Annotated in this window: 18 protein-coding genes; 6 read left to right on the top strand and 12 right to left on the bottom strand. The window is 56.8% G+C overall.

Translation table 11 applies throughout. From position 1 onward, the window contains the following. The first annotated feature begins 51 nt into the window (after positions 1 to 51). Both CLM58_RS06640 and CLM58_RS06635 read left to right on the top strand, forming a co-directional pair. Positions 52 to 1,455, top strand: coding sequence for a helix-turn-helix domain-containing protein (locus tag CLM58_RS06640; RefSeq protein WP_095595140.1), 1,404 nt, complete (start codon positions 52 to 54; stop codon positions 1,453 to 1,455). Positions 1,456 to 1,551: 96 nt separating this feature from the next. Continuing rightward, positions 1,552 to 1,992 carry a CoxG family protein gene (locus tag CLM58_RS06635; RefSeq protein WP_095595139.1) on the top strand — a complete coding sequence of 147 codons (441 nt, stop codon included), beginning with the start codon at positions 1,552 to 1,554 and terminating at the stop codon, positions 1,990 to 1,992. A gap of 63 nt (positions 1,993 to 2,055) precedes the next feature. Here CLM58_RS06635 and CLM58_RS06630 read toward each other — a convergent pair whose 3' ends face one another. Together CLM58_RS06630 and CLM58_RS06625 are read right to left on the bottom strand one after the other, a co-directional pair. Further along, positions 2,056 to 2,295: a YdcH family protein gene (locus CLM58_RS06630; RefSeq protein WP_095595138.1), complete on the bottom strand. Its 240-nt coding sequence runs from the start codon at positions 2,293 to 2,295 to the stop codon at positions 2,056 to 2,058. 81 nt (positions 2,296 to 2,376) lie between these two features. Beyond that, complete coding sequence (locus CLM58_RS06625; RefSeq protein WP_095595137.1) at positions 2,377 to 2,970, bottom strand: LysE/ArgO family amino acid transporter; 594 nt, start codon at positions 2,968 to 2,970, stop codon at positions 2,377 to 2,379. 93 nt (positions 2,971 to 3,063) lie between these two features. Between CLM58_RS06625 and CLM58_RS06620 the strand changes: the two genes are divergently transcribed. Next, positions 3,064 to 3,951 carry a LysR family transcriptional regulator ArgP gene (locus CLM58_RS06620; RefSeq protein ID WP_095595136.1) on the top strand — a complete coding sequence of 296 codons (888 nt, stop codon included), beginning with the start codon at positions 3,064 to 3,066 and terminating at the stop codon, positions 3,949 to 3,951. Positions 3,952 to 4,005: 54 nt separating this feature from the next. Here CLM58_RS06620 and CLM58_RS06615 read toward each other — a convergent pair whose 3' ends face one another. Beyond that, entirely contained in the window at positions 4,006 to 4,746 is a 741-nt protein-coding gene (locus CLM58_RS06615; protein ID WP_095595135.1) for a YebC/PmpR family DNA-binding transcriptional regulator, read from the bottom strand. A 117-nt stretch (positions 4,747 to 4,863) separates the two neighbouring features. Here CLM58_RS06615 and CLM58_RS06610 point away from each other — a divergent pair, with 117 nt between their 5' ends. Next, the gene (locus tag CLM58_RS06610; protein WP_095595134.1) at positions 4,864 to 6,636 is read left to right on the top strand and encodes an SLC13 family permease; all 1,773 of its coding nucleotides are present in this window, start codon (positions 4,864 to 4,866) and stop codon (positions 6,634 to 6,636) included. Positions 6,637 to 6,643: 7 nt separating this feature from the next. On the opposite strand, the gene CLM58_RS06605 is transcribed toward CLM58_RS06610, so the two are convergent. The 5 genes from CLM58_RS06605 to def (CLM58_RS06585) are packed head-to-tail and all read right to left on the bottom strand — an operon-like array spanning position 6,644 to position 9,063. Next, positions 6,644 to 6,883, bottom strand: a complete 240-nt coding sequence (locus tag CLM58_RS06605) for a GlsB/YeaQ/YmgE family stress response membrane protein (RefSeq protein ID WP_095595133.1) — start codon at positions 6,881 to 6,883, stop codon at positions 6,644 to 6,646. Positions 6,884 to 6,892: 9 nt separating this feature from the next. Further along, on the bottom strand, positions 6,893 to 7,135 hold the full coding sequence (locus tag CLM58_RS06600) for a hypothetical protein (RefSeq protein WP_095595132.1): 243 nt from the start codon (positions 7,133 to 7,135) through the stop codon (positions 6,893 to 6,895). A gap of 1 nt (position 7,136) precedes the next feature. Next, a complete protein-coding gene (fmt, locus tag CLM58_RS06595; protein ID WP_095595131.1) occupies positions 7,137 to 8,048 on the bottom strand; it encodes a methionyl-tRNA formyltransferase in 912 nt (303 codons plus the stop codon). After that, positions 8,048 to 8,548, bottom strand: coding sequence for a peptide deformylase (gene def / locus CLM58_RS06590; protein WP_095595130.1), 501 nt, complete (start codon positions 8,546 to 8,548; stop codon positions 8,048 to 8,050). The genes fmt and def (CLM58_RS06590) overlap by 1 nt, the downstream gene beginning before the upstream one ends. Further along, positions 8,545 to 9,063: a peptide deformylase gene (gene def, locus CLM58_RS06585; RefSeq protein ID WP_095595129.1), complete on the bottom strand. Its 519-nt coding sequence runs from the start codon at positions 9,061 to 9,063 to the stop codon at positions 8,545 to 8,547. Before def (CLM58_RS06585) ends, def (CLM58_RS06590) begins: the two co-directional genes overlap by 4 nt. 98 nt (positions 9,064 to 9,161) lie before the next feature. On the opposite strand from def (CLM58_RS06585), the gene CLM58_RS06580 reads away from it, so the two are divergent. Continuing rightward, the gene (locus CLM58_RS06580; protein WP_095595228.1) at positions 9,162 to 10,334 is read left to right on the top strand and encodes a MalY/PatB family protein; all 1,173 of its coding nucleotides are present in this window, start codon (positions 9,162 to 9,164) and stop codon (positions 10,332 to 10,334) included. Between the two features lie 97 nt (positions 10,335 to 10,431). Here the strand turns inward: CLM58_RS06580 and CLM58_RS06575 are convergent, their stop codons facing one another. The 3 genes from CLM58_RS06575 to CLM58_RS06565 all read right to left on the bottom strand — a co-directional run bounded on the left by CLM58_RS06575 (position 10,432) and on the right by CLM58_RS06565 (position 12,091). Continuing rightward, positions 10,432 to 10,626: a hypothetical protein gene (locus CLM58_RS06575; protein WP_095595128.1), complete on the bottom strand. Its 195-nt coding sequence runs from the start codon at positions 10,624 to 10,626 to the stop codon at positions 10,432 to 10,434. Positions 10,627 to 10,772: 146 nt separating this feature from the next. After that, positions 10,773 to 11,294, bottom strand: coding sequence for a Flp family type IVb pilin (locus CLM58_RS17470; RefSeq protein ID WP_373286802.1), 522 nt, complete (start codon positions 11,292 to 11,294; stop codon positions 10,773 to 10,775). A gap of 269 nt (positions 11,295 to 11,563) precedes the next feature. Further along, positions 11,564 to 12,091 (bottom strand): Flp family type IVb pilin, encoded by a 528-nt coding sequence (locus tag CLM58_RS06565; RefSeq protein ID WP_158221865.1) that lies wholly within the window; start codon positions 12,089 to 12,091, stop codon positions 11,564 to 11,566. 759 nt (positions 12,092 to 12,850) lie between these two features. Here CLM58_RS06565 and CLM58_RS06555 point away from each other — a divergent pair. Beyond that, positions 12,851 to 14,020, top strand: coding sequence for a lytic murein transglycosylase (locus CLM58_RS06555; protein WP_095595227.1), 1,170 nt, complete (start codon positions 12,851 to 12,853; stop codon positions 14,018 to 14,020). Positions 14,021 to 14,425: 405 nt separating this feature from the next. Here the strand turns inward: CLM58_RS06555 and CLM58_RS06550 are convergent, their stop codons facing one another. Next, entirely contained in the window at positions 14,426 to 15,514 is a 1,089-nt protein-coding gene (locus tag CLM58_RS06550; RefSeq protein WP_158221864.1) for a Hint domain-containing protein, read from the bottom strand. Between the last annotated feature and the right edge of the window lie 83 nt (positions 15,515 to 15,597).

The raw sequence follows: 15,597 nt of genomic DNA, 5'->3' as shown, positions 1-15,597 counted from the left end.
TGCAAACACTGGATTGAAAATAGCAAATTTGCGAATTTCAGAAGGGCAATCATGGCGACCCAGAAACTCTATGCCGGGGCCAAGCTGCGGGAAATCCGCACCAAGATCGGACTGACGCAAAAGGATTTTGCGGCGAAGCTGAAGATCAGCCTGCCCTACCTGAACCAGATGGAAAACAACAATCGCCCGGTCTCGACCGGGGTGATTCTGGCCTTGGCGCAAGAGTTCGGCTTTGACGTGACTCAACTGTCGACGGGGGACGAAGAACGCCTTGTCAGCGATATGAAAGAGGCGCTGGCCGACCCGGTTTTCGGGGAAAACCCACCGCCTATGACCGACCTGAGGCTGGTCGCCTCGAACGCCCCTGCCCTTGCGCGGGCCTTTCTGGACCTGCATCGAAACCTGCGACAAACCCATGAACGTCTTGCCTCGCTGGACGAGGCATTGGGCCGTGAAGACACCCGCGCGCAGGCCAGCCCGTGGGAAGAGGTGCGCGACTTCTTCCATTATTGCGACAACTATATCGACGCGATTGACCGAGCCGCCGAGAATTTCGCCTGCCCCGATGGTCAGCGGCAGGATCCGATGGCACTGGCCGAAGAGGCGCTGAAAGCCCAGGGCATCGACATTGTCACCAGCGAATCCGAATTGGTGCGCGGGTTGGACCCGACCAATGGCGTGCTGCACATGTCCTCGCGCAGCACCGACGCGACGCGACGCTTTCAACTGCTGCACCAACTGGCCCTTTTGACGCAGAAAAACCTGTTCGAGGCGACACTGGACCTTGCCCGCTTCCAGACCCCAGAGGCGCGTGAAATCGCACGGCTTGGCCTTGCCAATTATTTCGCGGGCGCGGCCCTTCTGCCCTATCGCGCCTTCCTGCAGGCGGCAAAGGACACGCGCCACGATCTAGAGCGGTTGGCGGGTCAGTTCGGCGCTTCGATCGAGCAAGTCGCGCATCGGCTGTCGACGATGCAGCGCCCCGGCGCCAAGGGGATTCCCTTTTTCTTTGTGCGCGTGGATCAGGCGGGCACGATCACCAAGCGCCACTCTGCCACGCGACTGCAATTCGCGCGGTTCGGCGGGGCATGTCCGCTGTGGAACGTGCATCGGGCTTTCGAGACACCCGAGGGGTTTCTACGCCAGTTGGCCGAAACCCCGGACGGGGTGCGGTACTTCTGTCTGGCGCGGCATATCTCTAAACGCGGCGGGGGCTGGGGCGCCCCGATCCGGCGCTATGCGATTGGTCTGGGATGCGAGGTGCAGCATGCAGCGCAGCTGGTCTACGCTGACGATCTGGATCTAAGCCGCGCAGCAGCGTTTGAGCCGATCGGGATTTCCTGTCGGATTTGCGAGCGGAAGAACTGTCATCAACGTTCTGTCCCGCCGCTGGAACGGCATTTGACGGTCAACCCCGACCGACGCGGGGTCCTGCCCTATGAGATTTCCGATTAAGGTCTTGGCCAGTTCCGACCAATGTCGAACTAGCTGGCCTTAGGCGAACCGAGTATCCCTTGCATCAACCGGATATAAGGGAAAAGGACCGCCCGAATGGAACTGACTGGAAGCCAGACAATCGCCGCCGACCGCGCTACGGTCTGGGCCAAGCTGAATGACGCAGAAACTTTGAAAATCTGCGTGCCCGGCTGCGAAGAACTGACCGGCACCCCCGAAGATGGCTTCGCGGCAACCGTCAAACAAAAGGTCGGCCCGGTCAAAGCCACCTTTAAAGGCGAGGTTACCCTTTCTGACGTGGTCGATGGCGAAAGCTATACCATCAACGGCGAAGGCAAGGGCGGTGTGGCTGGTTTTGCGAAGGGTGGCGCCAAGGTGCGTCTGGAAGACGTGGCCGAGGGCACTTTGCTGACCTATGACGTCGAAGCCAAGGTTGGCGGCAAGATCGCCGCGCTTGGGTCGCGGCTGATCAATGGGTTTGCCCGGAAGATGGCAGATCAGTTCTTCGAGCGCTTCAAGAACTCGGTCGAAGGCTGACCGCAGGAAGACTTTTCCCAGACTGAGAAGGCCGTCTCCCGATTTGGGCGACGGCCATTTCTTTTAAAGAGCGCCAAGCATCCGCGCGATTTCGTCTTTCAACTGCATCCGCTTCTTGCGCATCTCGATATCGTGCATGTCATCTACCGGATCGACATTGGTCTCGGCCCGGTGAATGTCGCGGTTGACCATGTGATACTCATCCATCAACCGCGCAAAATGCGCGTTTTCGGATTTCAGTTTGTGAATTGCCTCTACCTGATCGGGAAAATCGGCGGCCAGTTCATGGGGTGTATGCGACATTTTAGTCCTCTGTTCGTGGTTTCCAAAGAGACACTACCCCGCCAGAAAACCCCGCACTTTGACTCGGATCAATTAGCGCACTTAAATCAACAAACTTGCGGCGATCCCCCACATCACCAAACCGATCACCCCGTCCAGCCACCGCCACGCGGTGGGCTTTGCAAAAAGTGGTGCCAAAAGCCGTGCGCCGAACCCAAGCGAAAAGAAAAATACGAAACTTGCCGTCACCGCCCCAAGGGCAAAAAGCAGGCGGTCCTCATATTGCGACGCGATAGAGCCGATCAGGACCACCGTATCCAGATAGACATGCGGATTCAGCCAAGTGAAGGCCAGACAGACCCCAATAACCTGCGCCATTGAGCGACCCTGCTGACCCTCGGCGGCCAGCGCCTCGCCCCCGCGAAAAGCGGCCCAGAATGCGCGCGCGCCGTAGGCGATCAGGAAGGCCACCCCCCCGATCAACATGACACGGTGCAACCATGGGACCTGTTGCACCAGATAGCCGAACCCCGCCACACCTGCCGCGATCAGGATGGCGTCCGAGATGGCGCAGGTCAGCACGACCGGCAGCACGAATTCTCGTCGTATTCCCTGTCGCAGAACAAAGGCATTCTGCGCCCCGATCGCCAGAATCAGGGAAAACCCAAGTGCGAACCCTGCCCCGTAAATTGCCATACTGCTGCTTCCTTCTGTCTTGCCTGCCCTTCACATACGTCGGCGAGTTGGGTTAAACAAATTAATCATTATCAATATGAATTAGAGTTTCTAATGAACTTCGACCCTGCCCAACTGGCCGCTTTGTCCGCGGTTTTGCGCCAAGGCAGCTTTGACGCCGCCGCCACCGAGTTGAACATCACGCAATCGGCGGTGTCGCAGCGATTGAAGGCACTGGAAGAAAAAGTGGGCACGCCCTTGGTGCTTCGCGGCGCCCCGTGCGTTGCGACAGAGGCAGGCCAACGACTGGCCCGTCACGCGCAGGAAGTGTCCCTGCTTGAAGCCAAGCTGGGACATGATCTGGGACTTGAAACCGCCACCGCCCGCATCCGGATCGCCGTGAATGCGGACAGCCTGGGAACGTGGATCATTCCAGCTTTGGCATCTGTACCGCTGTTTTACGAGGTCGAAGTCGACGATCAGGACCATTCGGCGCGCTGGCTGAAAGAAGGGGCAGTGTCCGCTGCCGTGACCTCTAGCGCGAAACCCATTCAGGGCTGCGATAGCCACGCGCTTGGGGCGATTGAATATATCCCCACCGCCAGCCCAGAGTTCATGGCGCGGTGGTTCGAAGGTGGGGTGACCAAGGACAGGCTTGAACGCGCCCCGATGATGACCTTCAGCGCCAAAGACCGGCTGCAGCTGGATTGGATCGAGGCTGCATTCGGTACGAAGCTGCATCCGCCCACCCATCTTCTGCCCTCAACCCATGCCTTCGTCGATGCTGCGCTACACGGGCTTGGATGGGGCATGAACCCAAAGTCGCTTGTGGCCGATCACATTGCAAAAGGGCGTCTGGTTCCGGTGATCCCTGACGCGAATTACCTGACTCCGCTTTATTGGCAGGTGGCCCGTCACGTGGCAGAGCCGCTTGCCCCGCTGACCAATGCGATCCGTCGTCGGGCGCGGACACATCTGGCCCCAATGTCACAGAAAATGTGACAAAGAAAAACGGCACCCGATTGGGTGCCGCTTCAAAAAGTATGATGGGCCAGCTTACAGCTGTGCCATAACCTCGTCAGAGGCCTCAAAGTTGGTCGTGACACGCTGCACGTCCTCGTCGTCTTCCAGCGCATCCACCAGCTTCATCAGCTTTTGCATGTCTTCCAGACCCAGTTCGGTCGTGGTGGTCGGCTGCCAGATCAGCTTAGCGGTCTCGGATTCGCCCAGCTCTGCTTCCAGCGCGTTCGATACTTCGTTCAGATCGGTATCGGCGCAGATGATGACGTGACCCTCTTCGCTGCTGTCGACGTCCTCGGCCCCGGCTTCGATCGCCGCCATCATGATAGTGTCGGCATCGCCAGCCTCGGCGTTATAGGTCACTTCGCCCTTGCGTTCGAACATGAAGCCGACCGAACCAGTTTCGCCAAGATTGCCACCGTTCTTGGTAAAGGTCGAACGAACGGTCGATGCGGTGCGGTTGCGGTTGTCGGTCATCGCCTCGACAATCACCGCGACGCCGTTAGGGCCATAGCCCTCATACCGGATCTCTTCATAGGCTTCGCCCTCGCCGCCGATGGCCTTCTTGATCGCACGATCAATGTTGTCCTTCGGCATCGACTGCGATTTGGCCTCTTTCACGGCCAAACGCAGGCGCGGGTTTTTCTCGGGATCGGGGTCGCCCATCTTTGCGGCGACAGTGATCTCTTTCGACAGTTTCGAAAACAGCTTCGAGCGTGCGGCGTCCTGCCGCCCTTTGCGGTGCTGGATGTTTGCCCATTTTGAGTGGCCAGCCATGTGAACCTCCGAGGAATTCTGCGGGTTTTGCGTTCTATACGGGGTGGGTCGCGAAGGGGCAAGCATCCAGCCGCTTTCCCCCTATCCTTCAGACATACTTCAGGTAGTGTTGGCCGCATGACACAAGACCAGATCATCCTGTTTTCGCTTTTCGGTATCGTCTTCGTTCTCTTGATCTGGGGACGGTTCCGCTATGACATTGTCGCTTTCTCGGCACTGCTGGCCGGCGTCGTATTGGGGGTTGTCCCCTCCAAGGACGCTTTTTCTGGTTTTGGCCATCCGGCCACCTTGGTGGTTGCGCTTGTTCTTGTGGTCTCGGCCGGACTGGTCCGGTCCGGGGCGGTCTTGCTGATCACGCAGAAAGTCGCGGACACCTCGCGCAGCCTTGGCGCGCATATCGCGATTATGGGCACCATCGGCGGCATTCTGTCGGCATTCATGAATAACGTGGCCGCATTGGCCCTGTTGATGCCCGTGGACATTCAGACCGCGCGCAAAGCGGGCCGGGCGCCGGGATTGTCGCTAATGCCGCTGTCCTTTGCGACGATTCTTGGCGGTATGGTCACGCTGATCGGGACACCGCCCAACATCATCATTGCTGCTATCCGCGAAGAAAGCCTTGGTGAAAGCTTCTCAATGTTCGATTTCGCCCCGGTGGGCGGCGTGGCGGCCATCGCCGGGCTTGTCTTCGTGGCCCTGATCGGCTGGCGGATGATCCCGACACCGGAACACAAGACATCGACCGCGGAAGACTTCGCGCAGTATGTCTCTGAGCTGACCGTCCCCAAGGACAGCAAGCATATTGGCTCGCGCTTGAAAGAACTGACAGAGATCGCAGACAAGGCCGATGTCGTTCTTCTGGGCCTGCGCCGCGACGGTAAACGCCGCTTCGGGATGCAACACAACACCAAGCTACAGGCAGGCGATGAGATCCTGCTGGAAGCGACCCCCGACGCCTTGGACGAATTCCGCGCCACCAGCGGGTTGCGCGTTGCTGACCAGATCCGGGAAGAGAAACTGCGCGCCGAAGGCGACGGTGTATCCGTCACCGAAGTTGTGGTCACCGAGACATCGCGCATCGCGGGCAAAACCGCGCAGGCGGTGGGGTTGAACTGGAGGCACCGGACGGTGCTGATGGGCATCTCACGTGAGGGTCGGCCGATCACACAGCAGATCCGCAGAACCGTGATCAAGCCCGGTGACATCCTGCTACTTCTGACACCGCAAGACATGACGCAGGACGTGATTGACTGGCTGGGCTGCCTGCCACTGGCGCAGCGCGGTCTGGCGGTCACGCAGGACAACAAAACGTGGCTTGCGATTGGCCTGTTTGCCGGGGCGATTGTGGCCGCCAGCTTTGGCTTGATCTACCTGCCCATCGCGCTTGGCCTTGTTGTGGTCGCCTATACGCTGGCGAAGATTATCCCGCTGGCAGAGCTTTACACACATATCGAATGGCCGGTGGTGGTCTTGTTGGGGTCAATGATCCCATTGGGTGCCGCGCTGGAAACCTCTGGCGGGACAGAGCTCATTGCGGGCGCTTTGGTCGGCCTGACAGAAGGCTTGCCTGCTTGGGCGGTTCTGACCGTCCTTATGGTGGTCACCATGACGCTGAGTGATGTGTTGAACAACACCGCCACCACGATTGTCGCGGCACCGGTCGGCATCCAGATGGCGCAATCCCTTGGTGTCAGCCCCGACCCGTTCCTGATGGCCGTGGCCGTCGCCGCATCCTGTGCGTTCCTTACGCCTATCGGTCACAAGAACAACACTCTGATCCTTGGTCCGGGTAGCTATAAGTTCGGAGATTACTGGCGCATGGGCCTGCCGCTGGAGCTGTTGATCGTTGCGGTTTCGATCCCTGCGATCTTGGTGTTCTGGCCGCTGTAAGCGGGGCCTATTTCTTAACGATATAGGTCTGCCACAGCCAGATCAGCAGCATGGCCCCCAGCACGGCCCCAACAAGCCCGGACAGCGCGCCCATCACTGACAGAAGGGTTCTAAGCAACAGTCCCCCGATCAAGGCCCCGCCGATCCCGATCGCCATGGTGGTGGGAACGTCCGTATCCACTTTCATGAACCGCGTCGCCAGAAAACCAGCGGCGGCCCCGAGGATGATAAGCCATACGATCGGCATTGCGGCCTCCTACTTGCGCCAATGGGTCGGGACGATCACCAAAGCGCCCACAGAGGCGATAATAGCATCAACACCCGGCGAGCCGAAGCTGATCCCGAACATGAACTTGGTGAAGAAGAACAGGATCGCCCCTCCAACCGCGATAATAATCGAGGGCAGCGCGCCGTTGCGGGTAAACCCCGACCGTTCCGAGGCATAGCCCACGATCCCGGCAATCACTGCGGTCCCGATAATCGAGATCAGAAAATACATTCTATGCTCCTAGCCTCGTTCCTTTGGCGACCGGATTACCGAGCAGGAAGACCTGCGCGTCCTGTGCGCCTTTGCCTGCGCGCTGCGCCCGAAGGATGCGCACCGCACCTTGGCCACAGGCGATGGTCAGCACGTTATCCAGCGCTTCACCCGGCTCACCCTGCCCCTCTGCCGTAACAGAGGCAAGGAATTTGACACGTTGCCCGTCGATCATCGCCCAGGCCCCCGGGAACGGGGACAGACCGCGGATCTGACGGTCGATCTCTGTCGCAGATCTGGTCCAGTCAATGGCCGCCTCGGCTTTCTCGATCTTGCTGGCATAGGTGACCCCCTCTTCGGGTTGGGGGTCCGGTGCCAGTTCAGGCAATCGCTCTAGCGCTTCGACGATAGACTTGGCGCCCATCTGTGACAGGCGGTCGTGCAATTGACCTGTGGTTTCGGTCGCGCTGATCTCTGTCTCGTGGCGCAGAAGAACGGGCCCCGTGTCCAAACCAGCTTCCATCTGCATGATGCAGATGCCGGTATGTGTGTCGCCCGACATGATCGCGCGGTGGATCGGTGCGGCGCCGCGCCAACGCGGCAGAAGAGAGGCGTGGATGTTCAGGCAACCGTGGGTCGGAGCATCCAGCACCGCTTGCGGCAGGATCAGCCCATAGGCAACGACCACGGCGATGTCGGCGTTTAGGGCCGCAAATTCCGCCTGCTCAGCCTCGCCTTTCAGCGAAACAGGGTGGCGCACCTCAAGCCCCAGTTCCAAGGCACGTGCGTGAACCGGCGTCGGCCGGTCTTTCTTGCCACGTCCCGCAGGGCGCGGCGGCTGGCAATAAACACAGGCAACCTCGTGTCCCGCATCGACCAGCGCATCAAGCACCGGAACCGAGAAATCGGGGGTACCCATAAAGATGACCCGCATCAGCCCCTCCGCAATTTGGCGGCGCGTTTCAGCAACCGGTCGCGCTTCAGTTTCGACAGGTTGTCGAAGAACATCTTGCCATTGAGATGATCGATCTGGTGCTGGACCGATGTCGCCCAGAGGTTCACGAAATCACGCTCTTCGATCTGGCCCTCGGCATTCAGAAACCGCACGGTCACGGCGCGGGGCCGGTCGATCGCGGCAGAGACGCCTGGCAAGTTCGGGCTCGCCTCTTCATGGGTGCGCGGCTGGACCGAGGCATGCAGGATCTCGGGGTTGGCCAGCAACACGGCCTGTCCACGTTCCTCAGAACAATCCACAACAGCCAGACGTTTCATCACCCCGATCTGCGGGGCGCCAAGACCATAGCCGGGCATGGCATCCATCGTCTCGACCATATCGGCCCAGATTTCACGGATTTCATCGGTGATTTCTTCTACCGGTTCGGCAGGCGTTTTCAGCCGCTTGTCGGGCCACGGAACAAAGGGACGAACAGTCACGAGCGGGCCATCTCGCGTTTCAGCTTCTGCATCTTGCGGGTGATCATCTGGCGCTTGAGCGGCTTCAGATAATCAATGAACAGTTTGCCGTTCAGGTGGTCGATCTCGTGCTGCACGCAGGTCGCCCAAAGCCCGTCAAAGGTCTCTTGCTGCTGGTTACCGTCACGGTCGATCCACGACACATCAACAACCTTGGGCCGGGTCACCTCGGCGTATTGATCCGGGATCGACAGGCACCCTTCTTCATAGACGTTGGTTTCATCCGATGAGGCGATGACCTCGGGGTTGAACATGATCAGCGGACGCGGCTCTTCACCCTCTTCCTTGACGCAATCCAGAACGATCAGGCGGTGCAGCTTGCCGATTTGCGGTGCGGCAAGGCCAACGCCGGGCGCATCATACATGGTTTCCAGCATGTCATCGGCCAGCGTGCGCAGCTCGTCCGACAGGTCGTCGACGGGGTCACACACCTTTTTCAGGCGCGGATCGGGGTGGATAAGGATCGGTCTAATCATGTGGCTCATGTAGGGGATGCGAGCCCTTGGTGCAATGCGCCAATGGCTTGCACCTGACGCAGATTCCGTTAGCGTCAGCGCGAATGACGGAGACCCCCATGAATTTTGACGACCCCATCACCCGCCTTGGTATGAACTCAACCAAATGGGACGGCGCACCTGACTTCTTTGGTCCGGACGCCAAAGGCGCACTGCCTATGTGGGTTGCAGACATGGATTTCGCGGCACCTGACTTTCTGCAGGACGCGGTGAAGGGGCTCATGGGCAACGCCTATTACGGCTATTTCCACAAACGCGATGCGGCGCTAGAGGCCTCGGCCCAGTGGATGCAGGACCGACATGGCTGGTCCGTGGACCCCGCGAACAGCTTTTCGACCTTCGGGCTGGGCAATGCACTGGCCTTGCTGATGCAAGCCATGACCGATCCCGGCGATCACGTTGCGATCTTTTCGCCAGTCTATCACGAGTTTGCGGCCAAGATCCGCAAAGGCAAACGCAACGTGACAGAGTTTCCTCTGCAGATCGTCGACGGCATCTATCGCATGGATTTCGAACGGTACGAGACCCTGTTGACCGGGCGCGAAAAGATGGTGCTGTTCTGCTCTCCCCATAACCCGGCCGGACGGGTCTGGGAGCAGGACGAGCTGAACGAACTTGCCGCCTTCTGCGACAAGCACGACCTGATCCTTGTTTCCGACGAGATTCACCACGACCTTGTCTTCCCCGGAACGACGCACCTGCCGACGGCGACGGCGATCCCCCAGATTTCGGACAAGCTGGTGATGCTGACTTCGGCCTCGAAAACCTTCAACGTCGCGGGCACGCGCCTTGGGGCAGTGACGATCCCTGATGCCACCCTGCGGGCGCGGTTCGCCGACTATTACAAGATGATGGAGATTCAGCCGAACCTGTTGGGATATGTGCTGACCATCGCGGCCTATTCCAAAGCCGGCGCGGCTTGGGTTGATCAATTGAACCCCTATCTTTCTGAAAACTTTGCCGTTTTCAGCGAAGGTGTGAACGCGATCCCGGGGGTGACGGTCATGCCGCAGGCCTCGACCTATCTGGCATGGGTCGATTTCGAAGGCACAGGCATGTCGCAATCGGAATTCAGTGATCGCGTGCTTAAAAAAGCCGGGATAGTCACAACTCCGGGCGCGGGATTGGGCATTGGTGGAGAGAATTTCCTGCGCTTTAATCTGGGCACCCAAAGGGCGCGGGTAGAGGACGCAGTTGCACGCCTGCAGGGTGCTTTCGCGGATTTGCAGTAGCAATCGACGTCGATAATCCACGCCGAATTAGCCCGCGTAACAAGCTGACCGGGACCAATAGAATTGGCGCCTGTTTAATAGTTAGGGCGGCCCTTAACTATCCACCAGTGGTTCCAACCGTGATCGAGTTCGCCAATGTATTGCTTATCTTGGTGGCCAAGGCGCCAGCCCCGCCCCGAACCAAAAAGATAACGAAAATGGCCAGCCCGACGATCGCCGCTGTCAGTACGACCCAGTCCACTGTGACTGCGCCACCTTCGTCTTCCACAAATGCCTGAAATACCGCATTCATACAGGAATCCCCCTTAAGACTAATCAAAAACCTTAATTACTAGGGGATATCCTAACATATCTTTGGACAGATATGTTCCGAAGTCTCAGGCGGCCCTACCATCAAGGACATGACAGGGCCGCAGGTCTTTTTGGTTAACAGGTTGATTACGAGACACCGCCAGAACAAGCAGTGCTGGCTGCGCAAGCAGAATAATATTGATCATACTGCTCGGCTAAACCACTTACGTCGTGGCCTGCATTCGACATAGCTTCAACGCCTAGTCCATAGTAGTCAACACTATCTCCATAGCCACCGTTTCCGCCAGCCTCAAGGTCTATTATTGCGGACTGCATGTCATCTCCGAGTTGCGCCGCATACGCCTCAGCACCGTAGATTTCCACATTAGACGCATGTATGTCTTGGTAAAATTCTTGTGTGTCAGGGTTTTGAAAAAATGTGCCAAGAAGGCTGCCCCGTTCGAAGGCCGATGACGCAGCGGCGACCGCCTCACCAACCCCCATCGCCGCTAGGGTACTATTGATCTTTTCGGAAAGGCCATTCGTTCCGCCGGAAACCACGGCAATAACCACAATTCCCAGGCCAACAATCGCCGCTGTCAACACAACCCAGTCCACCGTGACTGCGCCGCTTTCGTCATTCAAAAACCGCTTAAAATTCCGGATCATTTTTCCCCTCCGATACCGAAAACCAAACTAAATTCGCACTGAACTATCCTTAAGGATAGGAATTGGGCAGCTTTGTGGCGAAATTTGCATAACTTTCGACCTGAAAGAGAATTTCTTTCAAGATCGCGGGCCAAATGACGGGTAGGCGACACTTAATTGCTCGCGAATACTCGGGGGAATTCAGCTGGGGACGATGTTGCGGCGATAACCTGACATTACGCTGGCGACCAGCCTCAGCGCCTTTAGTGGACGGGCGGGCCTACGAAACGTCAGCTTCCCGCGCTATTTGCACAGGCCGCGCCACTGCTCACACAGCGGTCATATTCACTTTGATAAGACGCCTGCAGTTCAGAGCCGACGTCATGGCCTGCATCGGAAAGCACCTGGATCCCGACGCCCACGGCATCAATCATTACCGCATCTCCGCCCGCAGAGTTTTGGGAAATAGCTAAATAGCTTTCGACCTCATTGACCGTTGCTTCAACACCCAATGTATCCATGAAGTTTTGCGCCCGACCAACAAGTGCCTGATACTCTGCCTCGGTGCCATAGCGTGATGATAGGGCCGCGCCGACGCTGAACGAAGTTACGACCTCTAACACTTCCATGTCCATCAGAGCCGTTTGTATCTTGAGGCTTAGGTTGTTTGTTCCGGACGAAACCCCCGCAACTACTAGGATGCCCAGCCCGACGACAGCGGCGGTCAACACGACCCAATCAACCGCTACAGCTCCACGCTCGTCCTTCAGAAAGCGCCAAAGTCTATTGCCATTCGTTACAGTCATCACTTCGTCCAATCAGTTCGAACTTAGTAAAATGCTGCCCAACTCACCCTTGACACCTACTTAAGATTAGAAATCGGGCCGGAGTTTGGCACCTCCAGCCTCAATTCGCGGCACAAGCCATTAACCCTTTGTTTGGATATTATAAATTCTTTGCAGCCACCCCGTCGGCCGAGCTTGATTCCCAGCCAAAACTCTGGCTGCCGATCTTTGGAAAACAAAAAGGGGCCTCTCGGAAGCCCCTATTGCACCATACTGAAATCAATAATCGGTAGGATCAACTCTCACATGAGCTTCGGTCAATGCCTGCCGTTAACCGCCAGTCGAGCCACCAACAGTGATCGCTGTCTGCATGTAAGTATTAATTTTGGTACCCAAAGCAGTTGACCCGTTTTTTGCTGAAACGACCGCAAACAAAGCCAAACCGACAACCGCGGCCGTCAGAACCACCCAATCCACGGTGACTGCGCCATCTTCTTCTTGGGCAAATGCCTTCCAACACGCATTCATCCCTCAATCCTCTCAATTCAACCAATCAACTACCGACACAACTCAAAGCCCGCGGAGCATAAGTGTATAAACATGTTTCCAAAGGATACCTAAATCGTGACTTAGGCATTTTTTTGGAGACTATTGCCATTTTTCAAAATTTCAAAAACCCGACCCTTCTCACCAAACTTGCGAAATTCAGCCCCTTCAGAGCATATGACCGCTTCGTTGTTGCCCCAAGAAGTCAGGCTGATACTCTCTGCCCAAACAAACGCGGAGACCCCGATGCGCATTGCCGTTAGCCTTGCCTTTTCCTTGGCCCTTAGCCTGCCTGCAAATGCGAATTGCGGAGGTAGCTTTTCGGATTTCGTTGCGGGTCTGAAGTCTGAAGCACGGTCTATGGGCCACTCCAGCAAGTCGGTTAATCGGTTCTTCTCTAGCGTGAAGCAAGATCCCAAAGTCATTCGGGCAGACCGGGCTCAGGGCGTGTTCCAGCTTGATTTCATCACCTTTTCGCGCCGGATCATCAGCCAGAACCGCATCGACAACGGGCGCCGGAATGCCAAGAAGTGGGACGCGATTTTTGACCGGATCGAAAAGGATTACGGGGTGTCGCGCGGAGTGCTTCTGGCATTTTGGGCGCTTGAGACCGATTATGGCGCGGTTCAAGGCGACTACAACACGTTGAATGCGCTGGTGACCCTTGCCCATGACTGCCGACGGCCTGAACTGTTCCGCCCACAGATTTTCTCGGCTCTGAAATTGTTTGAGAAGGGCAACTTTGATCCCGCCCGCACCACAGGCGCATGGGCCGGCGAGATCGGCATGGTTCAAATGCTGCCCCATGACATTCTGACCAACGGCGTCGACGGTGATGGCGACGGGAAAGTCAGCCTGAAAACGTCGGCACCTGACGCCCTTATGTCAGGGGCAAAGATGTTGTCTCATTTAGGCTGGCGCAAGAACGAACCATGGCTGCAAGAGATCAAGGTCCCATCAAACCTGAACTGGTCGGAAACTGGGCTGGGAAAAACCAAAACCGTCGGTGAATGGGCGCGCCTTGGCGTAAAGCCACGCGAGGGCAAGCTGGGGTCGTCGAAACTCAAGGCCTCTGTCCTGCTGCCGATGGGGCGCAATGGTCCGGCCTTTCTGGCCTACCCGAACTTTGACGTCTATTTCGAATGGAACCAAAGCTTCGTCTATGTCACTACCGCCGCCTACTTCGCGACAAGGTTAGAGGGCGCGTCGATTTTCGATGCTGGCTCCCCAGAGGCCGGGTTAAGCGGGGCCGAGATGAAAGAGCTTCAGCGCCGCCTGCAAGCACGTGGACATGATGTTGGTAAAGTGGACGGCATTCTGGGCGCGCGCACCCGCGCCGCAGTTCAGGCGGAACAGCAAAATCTTGGACTGCCAGCAGACGCTTGGCCCACGAAATCGTTGTTGTCGCGCATATAGGGGTTTCCCGAATATAAGAAGGCCGGGTCCTGTGCCCCGGCCTTCTCAAAACGATACTCGGTAACCGTTCACTAAATTCTGATTAATACGACCGCTCAAAGCACCATTGCTAGGCTTGGCGCGATCTTGTCAGCCATGACCAGCGCAAGCAGGCCTGCTGACCAGACAAGAAATTCACTCATTTATATCTCCACTCAACAGGAACCACAGCCTTGACGAAAATGCGTCTCGCGATTCCTAAACCGACAGATAGTGTACCCTATACAAGTTGGGCAATTAGTGTGTCCCGCATATGTCGCCTAGGTGACATATGCTAGTTCATTACCCTGGGTAAGACGGAAACAATAAACCTGTTCCGCCTTCAATTTCTTAACAAATGCTAAATATTAACCTGATAAACGCAACTTAAGCTGCCACGGCGCCATCTTTTGCATTTTGCAAATCCGCGCATAAAGCTTGAGACAACACAGCCGCTTCGTCTGCATTTAGGGTCGGGGCAGACACCTTCCCGCTCCACAATTCGGGATGCTGATCACGCGGAAATTGTGCCTCAATCTCTGCAAGACTTTCGTCCGACAGCATAGTCAACGCTTGATCGCCCAGAAACAGACTTTCGGCCGGGGCACCGTTGGCAATCAGCACATCGTGTTTGTCCAGCAAGATGTGGAAATATTCCACCTCGGAAGGGCGCCTCTTTCCCTTGGCCAAATCACCAAAATCCAGATGCTTGGCTGCGACAAATACCTCTGGCACACCAAAAAGTGTTTCGGCCAGATGCCCTTGGACCAGCACACGGTGCTGTGGCGAAACCCAAAGGTCCGTGGTCGGAACTCCATTGCCGAGAGCGCCTATTGGAAGGCAAACGGGGCGTGCATTCGGGTTGCCTAGAAGTTCAACCAAAGACACGTCCCTAGACCCGACCCAACGCACCGCAGCCAAAATACCAGTTGCAGTCTCAATCAAATCACCGATCTTTAGTTGCTCGACCGGTACCAACCCGTCCTTGCTTTGCAACAAGGTTCCGCGCTGAAAACAAACGAAGGTGTCAGTGGTGCTCGGCACAAGTGTGATGTTGCCGTTGCCATAACCTGTCCAATCAGTGATTGAGCCGTCGGGCGATAAAATCAACTTCAACTCATCGCCCTCGTTCGGATAATCGTAAACTACGATTTTCACAACGGTCGTTCCCTGATCTCCTACCGGGACCTTGCCATCAACAGGCAAATCACCCTCGGCGATGAAGCCTACTTCGTAGGGGCCGCTGCCATTTATGTAGATTGAAGTGTCGGGATCTGGGCCTGCGCTTTTCGGATCACCATTATCGACATATTCCAACAAAAGGTCACCATCATCATTGACCCCATCTTGGTCAGCATCTGCTGCAAACTGGATTGTGTAGCTTGTAGTGGTTTGATCGATTAGGTTCAAAGTAGAGTTACCTGCATCGAATTTGTTTTCGACTGCGACGTATTCAATACTCAATTCACCAGACATACTAACACTCCAACTTTGCGCCTTCCGGGGGCAAATGAAATAAGACCCCATCCCCAATAACATAACGTTGAAATTTGCCAAAC

Source organism: Actibacterium pelagium, from assembly GCF_002285415.1.
Lineage (GTDB): Bacteria > Pseudomonadota > Alphaproteobacteria > Rhodobacterales > Rhodobacteraceae > Actibacterium_B > Actibacterium_B pelagium.
Note: the sequence above shows the minus strand (reverse complement) of the source record. Positions and strands in the feature narration are given on the sequence as shown.